Consider the following 18945-nt stretch of genomic DNA (forward strand, 5'->3'; position numbering starts at 1 on the left):
CAGTCAATTTTAGATGAAAAGGTTCATTAGAACGTAAAGTTGGCGCCTACTGTAAAGGTACGTGGAACAGGATAACCCGTAAGGTCAATTCCCGGACTTAAATTACCACCGTCACCGGCACCATTGTCCTGTTGGCTAACCTCGGGATTGGGTCCTCCCCAATAATTGGTGAAAATATAGACGTTTTGTACAGAGGCATAGAACCTGGCTGACTGGACCACATTGGCTATGGGGCCTGCGTTATAACCTAGGGTGATGTTTTTGATGCTAAAGAAAGATGCATCCCAAACAAAGTTGCTATTCGCCCAGTCTCTTTCGATACCGGTTACGTTTCCTCCACCTACAGTGGTTCCAAATATTCCTTCTCCCGGATTTTCGGGAGAACGGAATCGGTCATTGGCTTTTCGCACCATGTTAAATACTCCGTCCAGGTTTGCGGTACTAAAGAGGTGCCTCATGTACAACTGGTTTCCATAGGATCCGGATCCGATGATGTTCATGTCCCACTTTCCGTACCTGAAATTATTGGTGATACCGTAGGTAAAATCCGGAAATGGGTTGCCAATAATCGTTCGGTCGTCATTGTCTCCCCCAATGGTGATAATTCCGTCTCCGTTGATGTCCTCAAATTTAATGGAACCCACCGTAGACCGGCCGGGCACCTGCGGGGAACTGTTCAGATCCTCTTCGTTCATGTAATTGCCCAGTTTTCTCAACCCGTAGAATTGTCCAAAGGGTTGTCCCACCTGTGTAATGTGGAACGTACCGTATACGCGGTCAATGCCTTCCGCAAGGGCCTCCACTCTGTTTCGGTTAAAGGAAATATTTGCATTCGTCGTCCAAATCAGTTTACCTTGGGTATTTCGCGTAGTGATGGCGAATTCATGTCCCCAGAATTTAATCTCTCCAATGTTGTCGGTGAAGCTACCAAATCCGGCTTCCTGAGGAATCTGCACGTTGTACAACAGGTTGGAGGTGTTTTTGGTGTAAAAATCGTAGACAAACTGAATGCGGTCGTCAAACAATCCCAGATCAAGACCAATATCCAATTGCTTGGTAGTTTCCCACCCCAGGAATGGATTGGAAAGGGAAGTAACCGCTGCACCTGGCACCACAGAGTTGTTAAAAACGTGGTTTACGGTGTTGTTTACCAAGGCATATTGGGTATAGTTACCAATATTATTATTCCCGGTCACACCGTAGCTACCCCTTACTTTCATAAAGGAAACCTGCTCGCTGGTATTCAGGAACCCTTCGTCAGACATGACCCATCCTGCAGATACGGAAGGGAAAATCCCCCAACGGTTTTCGGAACCGAAACGGGAAGAACCATCAGCCCTGATGGCAGCCGTTAACAAGTACTTGCCCTGAAAGTTGTAAGTCAGCCGGCTAAGGAACGAGGTTAGCGCCCACTCCTGAACATCTGAAATGGTGCTACCTCTATTGATATTGATGGCTCCCTGTACGGTTGGAAGTCGGTCATCCGCATATGTATTGGCAGCAATCTGTGTACGGTCCAACCGCCATTTTTGGTTGGTAAATCCACCCAACAACTGGAAATTGTGATCGTTGATGGATTTGCTGTAGGTAACTGTATTTTCGTTCAACCAACTGAATACCTCCCGGTTATCCCGAACCGATGAAGCAACGGTGGGGATGGCTTGATTCATGCCGGGTGTGGCGGTGGAAGGGTTGAAATAAAAATACTTGCTGTTCCTTATTTCCGCATTAAACGTGGATTTCACTTCCAAGCCCTCAATCGGCTGGTACTGAATGTATGCATTGGACAGCAAATTGGTATTCTTGGTTTCATTGGTTATTTCCAAGGCGGACCGCACGTAATTTGGATAAGCGAAAATATTTCCTGTTTCACCTGGAAACCGGTTAAAATACGTCAGTTCACCATCTTCATCATAAATAGGCATGTTAGGCCAAGTATGCAGGGCATTGAACAAAATCCCCGTTCCCCTTGACCCATCGGTCCTGGGTATGTTGTCCTGAATGTAGGTTGGGGCCAGATTAAACCCCATCGTCAGCTTATCAGAAGCGTTGTAATCAGAGTTGATACGCAATGAAAATCGCTTGTAGTCGGTATTCAATACAACACCTTCCTGATCAAAATAGCCAGCCACTACAGAAGTTCTCATTTTTTCTGTGTTGGAATTGATAGTCAGGTTATAATTCGAGATAGGAGCAGACTGTAACAGCGCATCGTACCAATCCTGCGTTTTTCCTTCGTACTGTGAAGGATTCTGAAACATTTCCGGTACAGGTCGTCCTGCGTCTTCGAAGTATTCCTTTTTAAACTGGGCAAATTCCACTGCATCCATCATTTCCAAACGGTTGTAATGAGGTACATTTTGCACACCCCTATACACATTCAATGACACAGTGGATTGCCCTGCTTTTCCTCTTTTGGTAGTAATCAATACTACACCATTCGCAGCCCTGGATCCATATAGGGAGGTGGATGCCGCGTCTTTTAGAATGGTAATATCCTGAATTTCATCAGGATTCAAGGTAGAAATATCTCCGGTAATAGGAAATCCATCTACTACATAGAGTGGTTCACTACCTGCCGAAACAGATAATTGTCCCCGGATTCGGACGTTCATTCCCCTTCCCGGTTGGCCCGTGGTTTGGTTGATCTGTACACCGGCCAATTGACCCTGAAGCTTCTGAGCCATCAAAGGGACAGGAATATCCATCAAGTCATCTCCGGCCACGGTTTGGACCGCTCCCGTGATTTCCTTCTTCAACTGGCTACCATAACCTACCACCACGACTTCGGACAAGTCGCTCATGGAGGAGACCATTACAATCTCATAACTGGTTTGCCCAGACTGTACCGCGACTTCTTGGGTAGTATAGCCGATATAGCTCACAGTCAATACTTCACCCGGAGCGGCCTGTACTTCAAACCTACCGTCTAAGTCAGTCACACTGCCTCTTGTGGTCCCTTTTACCAATACGGAAACCCCCGGAATGGTTTCCATGTCCCCTTCAGAACGCACTACACCAGATATGGTGCTGGTCTGCGCATAGGATCCGGATGTCAACAACAAAACCATCAGCAATAGCATCAGGGGTTTGCCGTTTTTCAACGAGTAATAATCTTTTCTCATAATTTTTGGGTTAATTGTTAATGATCATTGATTTGGTCCTATCTTATCTTATTGGATAGATAGCAAAGCAAATAAAAAATTAATTTCCCCAATAACTGTCCTGCACTGTGCTGATGCCATTCAGAAAAGACAGTGAATTATATCAAAATTTTAAAAAAAGCAGGTAAAAAAATTTTTCACCAAAAAAACAATGCCTTCCCAAAGTCACTCGCTTAGGATCTGAATTTGAGAGCTAGGAACCCAAACGGCTATCTTTCAGAAAGGCATTGGAATGAATTGTTACTGATAGCCGGCGTTTTGAATCAATGTTCTTTCCCCCGCCGTAACGCTGAGATCTATCTGGGCTTGTGGTATCGGATAATACTCGTTTCTTCCTACGGTAAATTGGGCACCATCGAGATCATTCGTTATTTGCTGTTCGTATTGGTAGTACGCGTTCAGCACGTCGGCTGCTATTCCCCACCTGGATATATCGAAGAAACGGTGTCCCTCCATCCCCAGCTCCAGCTTCCTTTCAAAATAAATCGCCTGTAAGGCCTCTTCTTGACCCATGGCGCTAAAACTACCAGAGGGATAGGGGGAAATGACATAGTTTGCCGCAGGCTCATCCGAAAAACCGGCCAAGGGGTCATTTTCATTGATGTATTTCTTGACAAATCCATCGGGATTGGCCGCCCTGTTCCTGACCCGGTTCACATATGCTTCCGCCTGATTCAGGGTTACCTAAATTTGCCTCTGCCTCGGCGGCCATTAACAGCACATCCGAAAACCGTATAATCAGCAAATTGATAGCGGTGCCAGGTGCCCAGGAATAAAAACTCGCGTATTGATCCTGGGTTTCTTGCCGGTACACATTTTTGATCGGTGCATAGGGCCCGGCATAATTCTGGTCACGGATCCAGTCATTTCCGGGATGGTTGCCCCAGTCCAAATAAGGGATTCCCCTGCGGCCGACCGTCCAGTCCAGGCGCGGATCCAACGGGCCGGCATCCGGCTCAAAAGGTTGGGACGAGGAGAGTCCCATATCATGTTTTACTTCATGCTGGTTGTAATCGTGAATATAAGGCAAGCCGTTCGCTGCATTGGTCCTGTAGGAATTAACCAGATCCTGAGATGGCTGGAAGATCCCACAACAGCTGAAGGGCCCGCCATATGGAAAATTCAGCATATCGCCCACATTGGCATTCAGGATATCATTCGTCCCGTCCTGGGCCACCATTTGAACAGCAAACACAGACTCTTCATTGTTCTGCATAGCTGCATCAAAATTGTGCTGAAACCGCGGAAGCAGGCCATAGGTGAGGCCGTTCGATGTGACCCCGCTGGAAATAACCTGGTCAAAGATTTCCTTTGCTTCCTGGAATTTCTCCTGATAAAGGTAAGTTTTTGCCAAATAGGCTGCGGCTGCCCATCGGTTAGCGCGGCCCACATCCGGCTGGGTCTCATTCAGATGCTCCATGGCATATCGGAAATCCGCCTCTATCATGGGCCAGGTATCTACGGTATTCGGTTGGTGGAAATCCGTTGTGTGCTCATCAATCCATGGAATGTTGTCAAACATTTTTTTGAGATAGGAGTAAAAGTGTCCCCGGATAAAACGTGCCTGACCGATAATGTTGGCGAGTTCTTCATCCGGAATATCATCCACCTGCTCGGCCACCCTCAATACGCTGTTTGCCCTGGTGACACCTTCATAATAATAATTCCATGCGGCATTGATGTAACCATTGGTAGGATCCACGGTCATCCTCATGATGGCGTCCATGGGAATTTCGCTTCCACCATCCGCACCTTTGTGGGCATCACCGCCTGCAATGCTTCCAAACAGAAAATTACTTGGGGATGCAAACCAGAGTGCGGCAGGGCTGCCGTTCAATTGGGAATAGGCACCTATCAAAAGCCCGTTGAGACCCTCTCTGTTTGCCAGGACCGCTTCATCCAATACCCCCAATGCCGGCTTGTCCAGAAAATCGTCCTGGCAGGAGTTGAGGGGCAAAACAGAAACTATAACGAAATATATAAGGAATTTAATCTTTTTCATGACAGCTGTATTTTTTGGTTAAAACCTCACGTTCAATCCCACCAGAAACTGACGTTGGGTAGGATAAGTGCCTTCATCTATCCCAAAAGCCACGGCAGAACCGCCGATTTCAGGATCTATTCCTGAATAATTGGTTATGGTGAAGAGATTGGCCCCTTGGAGATACAGTCTGAGACTTTGGATTTTAAATCTCTGCAAAAGCTCAGCCGGGACGGTATAGCCTATTTGGGCATTTCTTAACCTTAAATAGGAGCCGTCTTCCACGAAGTAAGAATTAGGCACATTGTTGGTGCTGAAGGAGGCGGTGGTCTCCTGAATCGGGGCTTTCGCATTCATGTTATCCGGTGTCCACGAATCATATAATGCCGTGTAGCTTTTGGCTCCCTGGAAAGCAGGGAAAAAGTCCCTCCACCAGAGCAGGTTGTTCCATATATCATTTCCCTGTGAGCCAAAGAAAAACATGCTTAAGTCGAAGTTCCTGAAATTTACACCAAGATTGATCCCATAGGTGAAATCAGGGTTGGGATTGCCTATAGCTGTTCTGTCATCAGCAGTTACCCTGCCGTCCCCGTTTACATCTGCATAACGAAAACGCCCCACGGCCACGTCGTTTTGATAAACGGCTCCAGGATCCCCCGTTGCGGCCTGCGCCGCTTCATTTGCAGCATCGATTTCAGCCTGGCTGTTCCAGAATCCTTCGATTTGGTACCCAAAAAACTCCCCGACGGGCCGTCCCACCTGGTTTCTTACGATGTTGTCTCCGAACCTTCTCCACTCCAAGTCAAAATAGTCCGCATTATCCGATACACCCGTGATCGTGTTATCATAAGTGGTGACCATCAAAGAACCATTGATTTGAAGGTCGTTGGAAAGCTGTTTGTAACCTGAAAGGGTAAAATCCAGTCCGGTATTGCTCATGGAGGCGATATTGATGTAGGGCACGGTAGCTGCCCCCGCTGTGCCCGCCAATTGGGGATTGAACAGCAAATCCTGAATGTCTTTTCGATAGTAGTCAGCTGAAAGCTGCAGACTGCCGGACCACATGCTCAGGTCAATGCCGAAGTTGGCCTGGATGTTTTTTTCCCAAGCAGCATCGGGATTGCCCATCCTGTTTCTGTAAAACCCTTCCACGATGGAATTGTTGGAACCTCTGATATCGTAATAGGAATTGTTCCAGTCACTGGCATAAGTGGAAAAAGCATTCATGGGATCCACATTGAGCTGGTTGCCCATGATACCCCATCCGCCCCGGATTTTAAGGTCATCCACCCATCTCAGTTCGGAAAGGAAGTTTTCTTCTGAAATCCTCCAGCCAGCGGTAAAGGCCGGGAACCAACCATAGCGGTTGTTGATAAATTTGGAAGATCCATCTCTTCTTATTGTAAAGCCCGCGAGGTATTTGTCGTCATAGCTGTAGTCTACTCTTCCGAAAACAGAATACAGCGACTCCGAAGTCCTAAAGCTTGTATTGGTCCGTCCTCCGGATCCCGTAGGCAGTGCCACATAGTTGGGGTCAAACGAGAAGAAGCCCTGGGTAGTACCGCCTACCGTCCTGAAATGGGCGTCATAGGCTTCTGAGCCAATCACCGCATTGATCTGATGGACATTATTGATCAGCTTATTATAGGCCAGCGTGTTGGTCCAGGTCCAATTGTATGCTCTTCCAGCCGATTCTGTATAGGCGTTTATGGAATTGTTTTCCGCATTTTCATATTCCGGAAAAGTAAAGGAATGGGATGAGCTATTATTATACTCTCCCCCGAAACTGGTTCTGAAAACAAAGTCCCGGAGTATATCCGCTTCCAAAAACACATTGCCAAAGATCCTGTTATTGGTGTTTTTATTGTGCCTCGTCCGCTCCAACATGGCCACGGGGTTACGGGCAGGCCCTATCTGGTGTCCAAATGAACCGGCAAAATTTCCCATAATATCATAAACCGGAATAATGGGCTGGGAACGCATGGCCATGGCTATAGGCCCATCGGCGTTGTTGATGCCCACAGCGGGATTATCCGTATAGGACAAACCAAGGTTTTCGCCTATGCGGACATTGTTACCAATGTTGTACTGGGAATTCGCCCGCAACGTAACCCTTTCCAGCCCTGTGTTATAAACTGTCCCTTCCTGGTTAAAGTAATTCATTGAAAAGAGATACTGACCCTCGTCATTGCTCCCACTTAAGCTTAGGTTGTGGCTGGTTATGGGGGCATTGTCAAAGATTTCATTATACTAATTCGTCCCTTCTTTATTGGCCCTTACGATACGGTAAAAACTTCCCAAATCGGAGGGATCCGTATAGTGGGGGTTCACATTATATAAGGATGGGTTCACCGAGGGATCCCCTTCACTGGCCCCGACCGGTACCAGGTAATCGGGAAGTACAGGCTGGGGTCCCGATCCATAATAAGAATCATTTATATCTGTCACACCGGAATTCCTTAGAGCCATAAATTTCAGCTCTGCCATCTCCTGGGGATTCAGGGTATTCCAAACGTTGCCTCTGACCGGCACCTGCATGCCATAAAATGCATCATATTGGATATTGACCTTGCCCCTTCCTTTTTTGGTGGTAATGATAATGACCCCATTTGCGGCCCTGGCTCCATAAATGGACGCCGCTCCCGCATCCTTGAGCACCTGCATGGATTCGACATCATTGGGGTTGACATCCGTGATGCTGGTAAGCGGTACCCCATCCACCACATATAAGGGATTGTTGTTTCCAAAGGTGTTTGCACCGCGGATGGTAACTGTGGGCTCCTGCCCGGGCTGTCCTGAACCCAGTACATTCACCCCTGCAGCTTGGCCCTGCAGCTGATTGGTCAGCAATCCCGAGGGCTGCCGGTTCAGTTTATCAACGTCCACCACGCTGACAGCCCCGGTAAGATCCTTCTTTCTCTGTTCGGCATAGCCCACCACAACAAACTCATCCAAATCGTCTATGTTTTCCATCATGGTGACGTTGATTTCGCCGGAACCATCAAAACTTCTTTCTACCGTATGAAAACCGATAAATGAAAACACAAGCACTCCGTCGTTTTCCGGGACATTGATGGAGAAACGGCCATTTTCGTCCGTTACTTCACCGACCGTCGTGTCCTTGAGCAATACAATCACCCCTGAAAGGGGCTCACCATTGGGAGTGGTGACGACTCCCGTGATCTGCCATTCTCTTGGAATGGGTTTGGACAGGAATGTTTCAGAGCCATTGGCACGGAATGCCACTTGATTTGTGGGATTACCGAATGCGGGCAATCCCATGAAAACAAGTAAAAGCACTATTCCGAAAACAAGTCCTTGTCGCTTTTGTAAATAAATCTTCATAAAGCAAACATGTTTTGGTTGTACAAATCATTTGTTTCTGATTTCATAGTTTCAGGTTTATTTTATAGACATAGTTATTCCGTTCAGACAACAATAGCATACACGCATGCCATCATTTGTCCGTAAATTACTTGTATAGCATCCCCAGGAATTTTCCAGTCAGGCGGTGGCGTTTGTTAGTGCCTGATGCGCCTGTGCTTGTGCGTAATCCATCCCCTCCGTTCTCCTTCCATCTAGGCGGTTATTGCCATATATCATCATAAGGCGAGGGCTCCGGGTCATCGTACCAATTGAACTTGACATCAAAAAACCGCAGCCATTGCCTGTGTGCTTCTTTACGTTTGGTGAAATTTTCATAATCCCGGACATTATCCTCCGACCAGGCCCTTTCTGCCAGGGCAAGGGCTCTTGGATAGATCATCGCATCAATGCGGGATTCGGTCCGGTCAATGTGGGACCAAAAATTAGCCTGGATACCCAGAAAATGTTTCCGTTCTTCCTCCGTAATATTATCGGGGAGTGGCTGAAAACTGTATACTTTCTTGGTAGGCGTAGTCCGGTAGTTGTAATCAAAATACAGGTGAGAAGTGGGGCTCATCACCACGTCGAATCCCTGGCTTGCGGCCCGTATGCCTATATCATGGCCTTGCCAGGCCATCACAAGCCATTCTTTCCCAGCACCGCCATCCAGGATCTCATCCCACCCGATTGGTTTTTTGCCTGCATCGATCACATTTTTGCTGACTTCTCCCATCATGTACCTTTGCAGTTTCTCCTCATCGGCAATCCCCAGTTCTTTCATTTTACCTTGACACTTTTCACAGGCTTTCCAATGGTGTTTGCCTACTTCATCACCCCCCAAATGCACGTAAGGAGATGGAAACAATGCGGTTACTTCCTGCAGCACTTCTTCGAAAAAGACGTAGGTGTCGGGATTTCCCGCGCAAAAAACATCATTGGGAGGATAAGGGCTACCAGCCAGGAGAGGATATATGGGCACCTTGCGACCCGAACAGGAAAGTTCGGGATAAGCATGGATTGCTGCCGCGCTGTGACCGGGAACTTCTATCTCCGGTACGATTTCCACATGTTTTTGGGCAGCATACTCTAATAGTTCGCGGATATCATCCTGGCTATAGTAGCCTTCAAAGGCTGCCGGTTCGCTGTAGTTTTCCGCAAAATAGGCTCCCTCTGAGGTAAGTTGCGGCCGGCTGTTTATTTCCAGCCGCCATCCCTGGTCATCCGTAAGGTGAAGGTGGAGGACATTGAGTTTGTAGAATGACATCCTGTCTATGGTTTTTTTCAGATAATCCATCGAAATAAATGTCCTCGAACAATCCAGCATCAAACCCCTCCACCCGAATCTGGGGTAGTCGAATATTTCCACTTCCCTGATGTTGACCCGATTTGTGGCCGTATCCTTTTCCATGAGCTGAAACAACGTCATTGCTCCATATAAAGCTCCGGCTTTATCCAAAGCCGCTATGGATATGGCACCTTCCCTTACGCTGAGCCGATAAGCTTCACTTTCTTCCATATCTTCTTTCGCAAAAATGATTGTGTTGGAAGGAGAATCATTGGCGGCCCCCGACACCAAGGCTACCTCTATTTCCATGGCTTCTCTGAGGAGGTTTACCAGTTGCCGCGCTTCGGAAAGGAATTCCGGAACCGCGACGATCCTGGTATTTTTGTCCATTACAAAAACACCCCGCCCGGCCGTATCCAATTCAACAGGCTGCGGGATGATATGCTGTCCAAACAAGCTGCCCGCCGTGAATAAGAAAAAAAGCGTAATGGGTACAAAAACTCTCGTTATCATGCTGATTAGGTTAATTCCGGTTTATTATTTTATGCTTACTATTTAAACTCTTCGTTATCCAATTTTCGCTTTGAACCGCTTTCCTTACCGTGATCATAGCCCAGCTTCCTCTCCAGTTGGATCATTGCTTTAGGTCTAAGGTTAATGATAAATGCCCTTCTTTGATGGGAAGAACTGTTTCCCCGGCTGTAATGCAGGGTCCTCCCATGGTGAAAAGTACATGATCCGGGCAAAAGCGGAACCGCCACGCCTTCCTCCTCACTGGCATCGCACACCAGCGCCCCTCCTTCCTTCGAAGCAAACCTATGCGAGCGTACCTTTCCGTTATTTGAGCCCGGTACAAACCACATGCATCCATTCTCCTCAGTCGCATGGTCCAAAGAAAGCCAGCAACTTACCGATCGCTTATCCGGCATATTCATCCAATAGGCCTCGTCTTGATGCCAAGGGGTAATCGTGTTGGTCCCCGGGGCTTTATTGATCAACATATCAAAGTCCATTTCCATATCATCGCCCATAAGCGCTTTGCTGACCGCCAGAACCCTTTGGTGGTACACCATTTCCAATAATTCGGGCAAAAACTTGCTTGGCCACATGATCTGGGTAATGTTTTCCACCGTTTTACTTTCCCCCAGGTCTTCCCCCAAGTCAGAGCGGTTTCCCCCGACATCGATTTTTCCGCTGAGAAAATCATCGTATATGGCCTTGTATTGAGTTACCTCTTGCGGAGAAATAATGTGTTCGACTACCAGATAGCCGTTATCTTCAAAAAAATCAAGTTGACGCTGCGATAACTTGTAGGTGTTCATAGTGTTGTTCAATTTTTTATATTCCGATAGGTTCATTCTGCAAATAATTCTTTACCCCTGTATCATGAAATCAAATGTACCGATTTTGTATACGTTAGGCTTTCACCAAAGTAGGAACATACTATTTTGTACAAAGTCTTGCATTGTTCGTTTTAATTTTCCAAAATTGACCCCACAAAACAAAACATGATAAAAATCACAAAAAAGGGGCACTGATGAAAGTACATGATATTTCAGACACATCGGAGAGGGTGATCGTGAATTTGAAGAAAATGGGTTTTCGCAACATTCAGCTGATCGGGCGGTACATATATTCCGGAGCCAGACAACAGTTGGATACCCACGTCCATCCCGGTGTGATGGAAATTTGCTACTGTGATAAGGGCCAACAGGTTTATGAAGTGGGCACCCAAAACTTTTTGATCAAGGGCGGTGATGTTTTTGTTACTTTTCCCGATGAACCGCACAGCACCGCTGATCACCCTGAGGAGAAAGGTATCCTGTATTGGCTGCAGATTGCTTTACCTTCAGAATGCGAATATTTTCTGGGGTACAACGGCCAGGACGCGCGGTCCATCACCGACGCCCTATTGAACCTGCCTGCAAGGCACTTTAAGGGAAACTCTGACCTTAAAAGGATGTTGAGACTTCTGATGACGTTATTAAATCAGCCAAGCAAGGGACTTAACAGGCTACGAATCTATAATATCCTGACCAGTTTCCTGCTTTCCATCATCAATAGCTCCCGCGAAAGCAATAAAAAAGTGCGCGCAAATGACAGGGTAAAGTCCGTTCAGAACTTTATCACATCCCATTTGGATGAATCTTTATCCATATCTGTCTTGGCCAACCAGCAAAATCTCTCGGAGTCCCATTTCAAAAGTTGGTTTAAAAGGGAAGTGGGCATCACGCCAATGGATTATGTGCTAAGACAAAAAATCGAAAAAGCCAAGCAACTGATATCCGAAAGGCCTTTTACCACAATGACCGCTGTAGCCTACCAATTGAACTTCTCCTCGTCCCAGCACTTTTCCTCTGTATTTAAAAAATACACCGGAATGACTCCCGTCACCTATAAGAAAATATCTTTGGCCACATAAACGGTCATTATCCGCTTTTTTGATCCCTGTCCCTCTTTTCTCCTCCAGTAGTTGGCCAAAATCGATCCAGAAATGTTCATCCAGGGGCTAAAAACAGTGAGCGCCAGTCCCACCGTCCCCAGTTTTCCCATGGAACCCGCCAAACCAGAGGCCATGTCCCCGTTTTGCATGCCCACTTCCAGAGCCATCGCCCGGGCGGAAGGTTTATCCAAACCCAAAGGTCAAAGGGAAACCAACAACCCAAAAAACCAGCGCCACGAGAAACAGTATTCCGATTCCCATCACCCATTTGCGCAGGAACAAAAAATCAACCTTCATTAAAGATATTCGCCAGGTATTTTACCGCCTCCAGTGGGCTGGTTACAATGGGCACTCTTTTCGAAGATTCCTCCAATTGGTCCACTACCCTTGCCATGGACGCCTGCGCCAGTAAGATCACATCCACTTTTTCTGAAAGTTCTTTCAAAGCAGCCGCCACCACCTCATCGTGTTTTTGGGCATCGCCTGCCATGAGTGCTTCAAAAGCCCCTTCGCAGAGTTTTGAAGTAAGGGAAATCTCCCTGTCCAGTAGCACTGCCCTTCTGCGTACCAGGTCACTGGTGGGTCCCAAAGTGGTGGGCAAAGTCGCAACCACCCCTATCCGCTTTCCGGTGCGGATGGCCAGATCTGCCATGGGCTGGTCCACCCTCAGTACAGGAACCTGGGTCAGGGACATGGAGGACTCCACAGCGGCACCGATGGAAGAACAGGTAACCATGATGTAGTCAGCCCCTGCCGCTTCCGCAGAACCCACATGGTTTACCACCCTCCTGGCCGTCTGCGGGGTCAGTTCCCCTTTGGCAATCACATCTTTGATCAGGCTGTCATCGACAATATTGAATACCTCTACATGGGCCAGGTGTTTTTGGCAAAGTTGCTGAAACACGGGAACCAAGGTGGCGGAGGTATGCACCAGGCCCAAAATCTTTTTTGCTTTTTCCATATTCAAAATGTTAAAGTTAATTTTTTATACGAATTATTTGCCTTCCAATAAACGTCCGAAATAATCATCGCCACCCACCTGGCCACCTTTAAAGTTGATTTCCAGACCATCCAGAGGCGAATTGGGGGCAAGGGCTTTGCACAAAGGTGCCCCCGGCACAATGCTGGCTATCATTTCCACCGCCTCAATGCCAAGCGTCCTCGCCATGATGCTGCTGGTATCACCTCCAGCAATCACCAACCGTTTGAACAGGTTCTTTTCCGCCAGGCCCTTGGTGATTTTCCCCAGCGCCTTGCCCAAAAGTACCGATGTGAGGGAAGTGACCTCGCTATCTTTTTTATCGCTGGCTGCCAACTGCTGCTTTGTTTCCACCAACCGGGGGTCATCCCTGCCGATGGCGGCATGGATCACCACACTTCTCCCCTTAAGGAGCTGTGCGGCCGTAAGTTGGAGGCATCTCTGGATTTCATTCTCCGCGTCCCCTCTGACGACTTCTAAAGTATCCAGCGCCACGCTTTCAAAATCATGTCGAAAAGCCCAGTTTATCTGTGCCTCCGTGACCGGGGAACAGCTTCCGGAAACGACCAAAAGCGGCGTGGACTTCCCGGGATCCGGCCAACGATGCCCGTTTGGGTTTGTTTTGCCTGTTTTATTCCAATACTGGCCTAAAGCCATTTCCACTCCGGAGGATCCTACCGAAAAATGAACTTCACCTTCACTGGCCGCGTCCATGATCGCCCCTACGCTTTCCATATGCTGGGTATCAAGCGCGTCAAACAGCACCACCTCGGCCTGATCTGCCAAGTTGCGCTCAAGTTGGAGGTTTATTTGGTCAACCCCTTCCTCTGCCGCCAAAATATCCACCAGCCCTATACGGGCATCGGTCTGTTTCTTCAAATGAAGTCTTAAATCACTTTCTCCCATGGGTGTGATAGGATGCCTGCTCATGGAAGGATGTCTGTCCAGTCTGTAAACCGGGCCTTCCTTACCGGTACCTACTCTTGCAAACAGGTTCCCAAAAACGCCATACCGCCCTAAAGCAGGCGCAGCCACCAAAAGGGAGATGTACCTGCTTCCAAAAACTTCCTTACCTATGTCGATGGCTTTTCCGATACTTCCGATATGTGGGGCGGAATCGAAAGTCGAGCACACTTTATAATGGACCTGAGATGCTCCCGATGTTTTCAAAGCCCTAAATGCGGGCTTAAGTTCCTTTTCCATTTCTTCCGGATCCATGGCCCGGCTCATCCCGGCTACTCCGTAGGCTTGGATACCCGGATATTTATCCAATTGTTCCCGGCTTGGCGGGGAAATGAACAGCACCGCTTTGAGATGGTAGCGGCTGATGACTTCCAGGGCATCGGTGGAACCCGTAAAATCATCCCCATAATAGGCCAGCAGCAAGCTGCTGTTGGTTTTAACTTCCATGATGGATTTTAGCGAATTTTTTTACGGACTGACCAAATTCAGCATAACTGGAAGCAGCTTCTTCGATGGAAAGGCCATTGACCGCGGCTTCCCAGGACTGCTTTAAGGCTACCACACCGCCCTCAGGTCCCATGGGATGGGCCATGATGCCCCCACCGGCCAAATAGAGAAAATCCGTGCTCCGGGTCCTTCTGAATGTTTCGAAGGCCTGTCCTCCCCACTGTCCGGAAGAAATCACCGGCAGCGCTTCGAAGCCGCCAAGCACCGGCTCAAAGCAGGCCCCAATGGAGGCCACCACCGAATCATCGGATTCCCAGAATTTATTCCGGATCCCGTTCACATGGATCTGGTCCACACCCGCCAACCGCCACAACTTCTGGTAGGCCCTAAAATCCATACCGAGCAGCGGGTGCCTGTTCAACATCCCCCAGCCGTTTCTATGGGCGTGGATCACCAACTGTCTCCTGTCACAGAGGGCTTTGGTGGCAGCCAGCCCCACGCTGTTGATGCTGATCATCGCCGTATTGCCGCCGAATTCCAGTATTTTGTCATAATTCCGCTGCATGGCCTCCCATTCGTCACTGATATTGAAGGCGTACATGATCATCTTGCCGGTTTTGTCGGCATGGGCATGGATGACCTTCATCACCGCTTCCACCCTTTTTTCAAATGGTGAATTGGCAGGTGAGGCCATCAGTTCATCATCTTTGACAAAGTCGATTCCCGCAGCGGCCAATCTGGCAACGGTTTCCGCCGTTTGCTCCGGTGCCAGGCCTATGCTGGGTTTGATGATGGTGCCTATAAGCGGTCTTCCTTTCCCGACCCCGGTCAATTCCCGGCAGCCTTTGATACCGAAAGCCGGTCCCTTATAGTGACTTCCAAAATCCTCAGGAAAATCTATGTCCATTAATTTCAGTCCCGTGAACTGCGGGAGTTCATACAGGTTGCCCTGTAATGTGGAGACCAGTGTGGACAGATTGAAACCCACGTTTTCCACGGACCAGGATACTTCGATCAAGGCCCTACGGTAGCTTTCTCCGTTCGAGGCCGCACCTGGAAGTGACGGGGTGGTGACGGTGTCCAGCGCTTCGATGGAGGTCACTTGGGCCGCAAACCTCTCTTTGAGGGATGCCGTCTCCCCGGGCACCGGCACAAACGTACCCGACGACTGCTCCCCGGCCAAAACCTCTGCCGCCTGATCCAAAGGAAAAGGTGTTTCTATCAAATATTTTGCTTTTATCCTGTTCATGCGAATGGTCAAAAATCAGCGATTTCCTGAAGAAAAAATAAGAAGGGAAATCCCCTCTTATTTTTTCAATAATAAATCAATCAATAAACCTATCCGATAAAGATAAATAAGAAGCAAGCCAAAAGTTTCCTGATCCTACCTGCCTCGGGTTGGTTCAGTCTCAGGGTGTTCCTCTCTTCCCCCCGCAGAATTGAACCCGTTCCGTCAGGTATACGTTTTCTGACCCAACGCCGTGGCTTCTGTTCTGTAATACACTTTTAAAAAAAGGAGAGGGGGGAGTCATAAAGATACCTGGTGAAAAGTGTACCGTTGTTAACCAACCTTAATCAATCCATTTCGGTCACACCAAAACATTATATACCGAATCTTCTTCAAATACATAATCTCCAAGTCTTACCAGCACCCACTTCTTAACATCTTTTCACAAAGTAAAATTTTTCCGCAGGCAACGTCTGGGTAAATTATAGGGTTCCGACTTTTGAAAACACTAAAAAAATTGGAGGATCCCGAAATCATATCAGGTTGTCTGAAAAACGACCGCAACGCCCAAAGGTATCTTTTTGACACATTTTACCGTCGCACGTATCATGTGGCCATGAGATACCTGGCCAATCACCATGATTCGGAGGATGTGCTTTCTGTATCCTATACCAGGATTTACAAAAACATGGACCGGTTTGAATACCGGGGTGAAGGCAGTTTGGCCAAGTGGATCAACACCATCGTCATCCATGAGGCCATCCGGTTTCTGAAAAGAAAAAAAGCCATCATCTTCCAGGAAGACGACGAGCTGTTGGTCAAAAACATTCCCACGGGGGAACCCAACGGGACGATTGACTTGGAAGAAATCCGCCAGCTGCTGGACCACATGCCAAAAGGGTATAGGACGGTATTCAACCTGTTTGCGATCGAAGGGTATTCCCATAAGGAGATCGCCGGGATACTCCAGATCAATGAAAATACATCCAGGTCCCAGCTCAACAAAGCCAGGAATTACATCATCCAGAAACTAAAAAAAAAGTATAGCCATGCAGTTCAATGACATCGATGAATGGATAAAAAAGGGGCTTCTGCAGCACAGCGAACACGATAAAGCCCATGCTCAGGAGGCCAAATCACGGGTCTGGGCGGCCATTGAAAAACCCCGGGGAAAACAAAGCATTCACTGGGGATTCGTCTCCGCACTTGCCGCTTCTTTATCCCTGTTTGTGATATGCGCCATCCTGTACCTGAAATTAGAATCCCGGCAGGAGGAGCTGAGTGAATTACAATCGCAAATCACTTCTCTCCGGCAAAGTAGGTGGGAAACGCCATCGATACCTTTGCCTGATGATAGACAAGCACCCCCTGAGACTCATGAATCCACCTTTGGCGTGGCACCGGCGCCTCTAGCGGAAAGGAAACCTATTACACCTAAAAGCCAAAAGTTGGGTAACCATGCTGCTGAGGAAAGGAATGACCCGCCGGAGGTTCCAGCTCCCGAAACCGTAACCGCTATCCCGGTACCGGAGGTAAACTTACCCCGCATCGTGCTCGGGGATTTAAAAACGGAACTTCTTCTCCCGGAAGCCATTCAAGCGGAACCCCTCCCGGATATAAAACCGGAAAACAACAGAAAGTTAAAGGTCAAATTGGGCAACAATAACATTCCCCATGACCACGGCCATTCCCTGGCTTTAAACATCAAAATTAACCCCCATTTGTCAAATTAATATCCGATGATCGAAACCTGACGGGTCTTGCGCCATTCTTAAACAGGACAGGGCAGGTTTAAAAAATCCTATTTTCAAAATACCTTCACTATGAAAACACCACACTATTTCTTACTCGCACTGTTCAGCCTGACGTGTTTCAGGGCTGCCAACGCCCAGGATGAAAAAGCTCCAAGGGACTCTATACACTATACAGGAAATGAAAACCTGGACCTGTTGATCCTTTTAACGGATTATCATGACCTGACGCGCGATGGGCTCGTAAAGGAAATGCTGACGGACTTTCAATCCAAGCTTGAAAAAATTGAGGAAGACCTACCTAAAGATAGTCCTTATGTGATTGAATACAGTTACCAACAAACAATAGAAATCCACCAAACCAGCCTGGTTAAAAGCTATAAAATCTCCGATCAAACCGGCCTGGTGGAAAATTTTAAAAACCAAGCCATCATCACAGACGCTGGCAAAGGCCACCAAGCCATTCTGTCATTCAATGACCTGGATGACCTAAAAACCATCGACCTGTCCTCGGTATTGGACGGAATCATTGCCGAACTACCTGGCAAGCACAGGTTCCAACGGTTTCTGGAATATAAAACGGATCCCAGCTCCAATAAACCCAAACTCATCCGGGACCGCCATACAGGATATATGGATATGCTGAGTCTCAAAGCAGGGGTAGGTGCCAATGTATACCAGAACAGGTTTCTTACCGATATCTCGGGTGAAATCGGCCTGCACCTCAACCAAAAAGGCATCCTAAAAAACCAGTTGTATATCTCCAACAACCTACTTTTTTCCTTTGATGCCAACCGCGCCGTTCTCAACAACTTTACCAATATCGGCTATAGGAGAAACTTTTCCAACCAAAGAGAAAAGCCCAATTGGCTGGGGGCAGAATTCGGCCTGCTGACCAAGCAAAACGGTGAAATCTTCAGGGAAAACACCATGAGAATAGGCATGAACTGGGACGTGGGAAAGCACATCAATGTGGCCCCGCAGTTGTACTTCAACGGTTTTTTCAAGCAGGTCAGCCCGGGGTTCAGGATTGGAATCGGATTGTAGGTGGGGATTTCGATCGATTTTCTTTTCACTGTTCGCGATTCCCTATTTCCTGATTACTGAGTGAATAGGGAATAGGGAATAGGGAAAAGGGAATAGAAAGTTTTCGATCGATTTCCTGTCCCCGTTCCTGAATCCCCGTTTGCTGAATACTGAGTGAACAGGGAATAGGGAAAGAAAACGGGAAGTTTTCGACCGATTCCCTGTTCCCGGTTCCCTATTCCCCACTTCCTGAACACTGCGTGAACGGTGAATAGGGAAAAGAGAACAGGAGTTTTTCGCCCGATTTCCTGT

At 47.8% G+C, this 18945-nt stretch carries 15 protein-coding genes and 1 pseudogene; 4 read left to right on the plus strand and 12 right to left on the minus strand.

Translation table 11 applies throughout. The features are described from left to right. Positions 1 to 26 precede the first annotated feature (26 nt). The 7 genes from ACFPFU_RS20690 to ACFPFU_RS20720 all read right to left on the minus strand — a co-directional run bounded on the left by ACFPFU_RS20690 (position 27) and on the right by ACFPFU_RS20720 (position 11118). Positions 27 to 3125: a SusC/RagA family TonB-linked outer membrane protein gene (locus tag ACFPFU_RS20690; protein WP_377067695.1), complete on the minus strand. Its 3099-nt coding sequence runs from the start codon at positions 3123 to 3125 to the stop codon at positions 27 to 29. Between the two features lie 279 nt (positions 3126 to 3404). Then, entirely contained in the window at positions 3405 to 3821 is a 417-nt protein-coding gene (locus ACFPFU_RS20695; RefSeq protein WP_377067697.1) for a RagB/SusD family nutrient uptake outer membrane protein, read from the minus strand. After that, positions 3760 to 5166, minus strand: a complete 1407-nt coding sequence (locus ACFPFU_RS20700; RefSeq protein WP_377067699.1) for a RagB/SusD family nutrient uptake outer membrane protein — start codon at positions 5164 to 5166, stop codon at positions 3760 to 3762. The genes ACFPFU_RS20695 and ACFPFU_RS20700 overlap by 62 nt, the downstream gene beginning before the upstream one ends. Positions 5167 to 5184: 18 nt before the next feature. Then, on the minus strand, positions 5185 to 7386 hold the full coding sequence (locus ACFPFU_RS20705) for a SusC/RagA family TonB-linked outer membrane protein (RefSeq protein WP_377067743.1): 2202 nt from the start codon (positions 7384 to 7386) through the stop codon (positions 5185 to 5187). Between the two features lie 9 nt (positions 7387 to 7395). Further along, on the minus strand, positions 7396 to 8490 hold the full coding sequence (locus ACFPFU_RS20710) for a TonB-dependent receptor plug domain-containing protein (protein ID WP_377067701.1): 1095 nt from the start codon (positions 8488 to 8490) through the stop codon (positions 7396 to 7398). 241 nt (positions 8491 to 8731) lie between these two features. Then, positions 8732 to 10309, minus strand: a complete 1578-nt coding sequence (locus ACFPFU_RS20715; protein ID WP_377067703.1) for a beta-N-acetylhexosaminidase — start codon at positions 10307 to 10309, stop codon at positions 8732 to 8734. A gap of 38 nt (positions 10310 to 10347) precedes the next feature. Further along, entirely contained in the window at positions 10348 to 11118 is a 771-nt protein-coding gene (locus ACFPFU_RS20720; protein WP_377067705.1) for a phytanoyl-CoA dioxygenase family protein, read from the minus strand. A 215-nt stretch (positions 11119 to 11333) separates the two neighbouring features. On the opposite strand from ACFPFU_RS20720, the gene ACFPFU_RS20725 reads away from it, so the two are divergent. Continuing rightward, on the plus strand, positions 11334 to 12218 hold the full coding sequence (locus ACFPFU_RS20725; protein ID WP_377067707.1) for an AraC family transcriptional regulator: 885 nt from the start codon (positions 11334 to 11336) through the stop codon (positions 12216 to 12218). Here ACFPFU_RS20725 and ACFPFU_RS20730 read toward each other — a convergent pair. The 4 genes and pseudogenes from ACFPFU_RS20730 to ACFPFU_RS20745 all read right to left on the minus strand — a co-directional run. Beyond that, positions 12191 to 12436 (minus strand): annotated as a pseudogene (locus tag ACFPFU_RS20730) (hypothetical protein); the annotation flags it as partial. The gene ACFPFU_RS20725 and the pseudogene ACFPFU_RS20730 sit on opposite strands and share 28 nt — an antisense overlap. An 89-nt stretch (positions 12437 to 12525) precedes the next feature. Then, entirely contained in the window at positions 12526 to 13200 is a 675-nt protein-coding gene (locus ACFPFU_RS20735) for an aspartate/glutamate racemase family protein (protein WP_377067709.1), read from the minus strand. A gap of 33 nt (positions 13201 to 13233) precedes the next feature. Further along, positions 13234 to 14628: a four-carbon acid sugar kinase family protein gene (locus ACFPFU_RS20740; RefSeq protein WP_377067711.1), complete on the minus strand. Its 1395-nt coding sequence runs from the start codon at positions 14626 to 14628 to the stop codon at positions 13234 to 13236. Continuing rightward, positions 14618 to 15877 carry a ribulose-bisphosphate carboxylase large subunit family protein gene (locus tag ACFPFU_RS20745; protein WP_377067713.1) on the minus strand — a complete coding sequence of 420 codons (1260 nt, stop codon included), beginning with the start codon at positions 15875 to 15877 and terminating at the stop codon, positions 14618 to 14620. Before ACFPFU_RS20745 ends, ACFPFU_RS20740 begins: the two co-directional genes overlap by 11 nt. Positions 15878 to 16355: 478 nt before the next feature. Here ACFPFU_RS20745 and ACFPFU_RS20750 point away from each other — a divergent pair, with 478 nt between their 5' ends. The 3 genes from ACFPFU_RS20750 (at position 16356) to ACFPFU_RS20760 (ending at position 18654) form a co-directional block, all read left to right on the plus strand. Continuing rightward, positions 16356 to 16919: an RNA polymerase sigma factor gene (locus ACFPFU_RS20750; RefSeq protein WP_377067715.1), complete on the plus strand. Its 564-nt coding sequence runs from the start codon at positions 16356 to 16358 to the stop codon at positions 16917 to 16919. Continuing rightward, a complete protein-coding gene (locus tag ACFPFU_RS20755; protein ID WP_377067717.1) occupies positions 16906 to 17589 on the plus strand; it encodes a hypothetical protein in 684 nt (227 codons plus the stop codon). Before ACFPFU_RS20750 ends, ACFPFU_RS20755 begins: the two co-directional genes overlap by 14 nt. Positions 17590 to 17679: 90 nt before the next feature. After that, a complete protein-coding gene (locus ACFPFU_RS20760) occupies positions 17680 to 18654 on the plus strand; it encodes a hypothetical protein (protein WP_377067719.1) in 975 nt (324 codons plus the stop codon). Positions 18655 to 18707: 53 nt separating this feature from the next. Here the strand turns inward: ACFPFU_RS20760 and ACFPFU_RS20765 are convergent. Next, positions 18708 to 18945: hypothetical protein (locus tag ACFPFU_RS20765; RefSeq protein ID WP_377067721.1), on the minus strand; the 238-nt coding region annotated here is incomplete at its 5' end.

Origin of the sequence: Negadavirga shengliensis (assembly GCF_042652345.1) — a bacterium.
Taxonomy (GTDB): domain Bacteria; phylum Bacteroidota; class Bacteroidia; order Cytophagales; family Cyclobacteriaceae; genus Negadavirga; species Negadavirga shengliensis.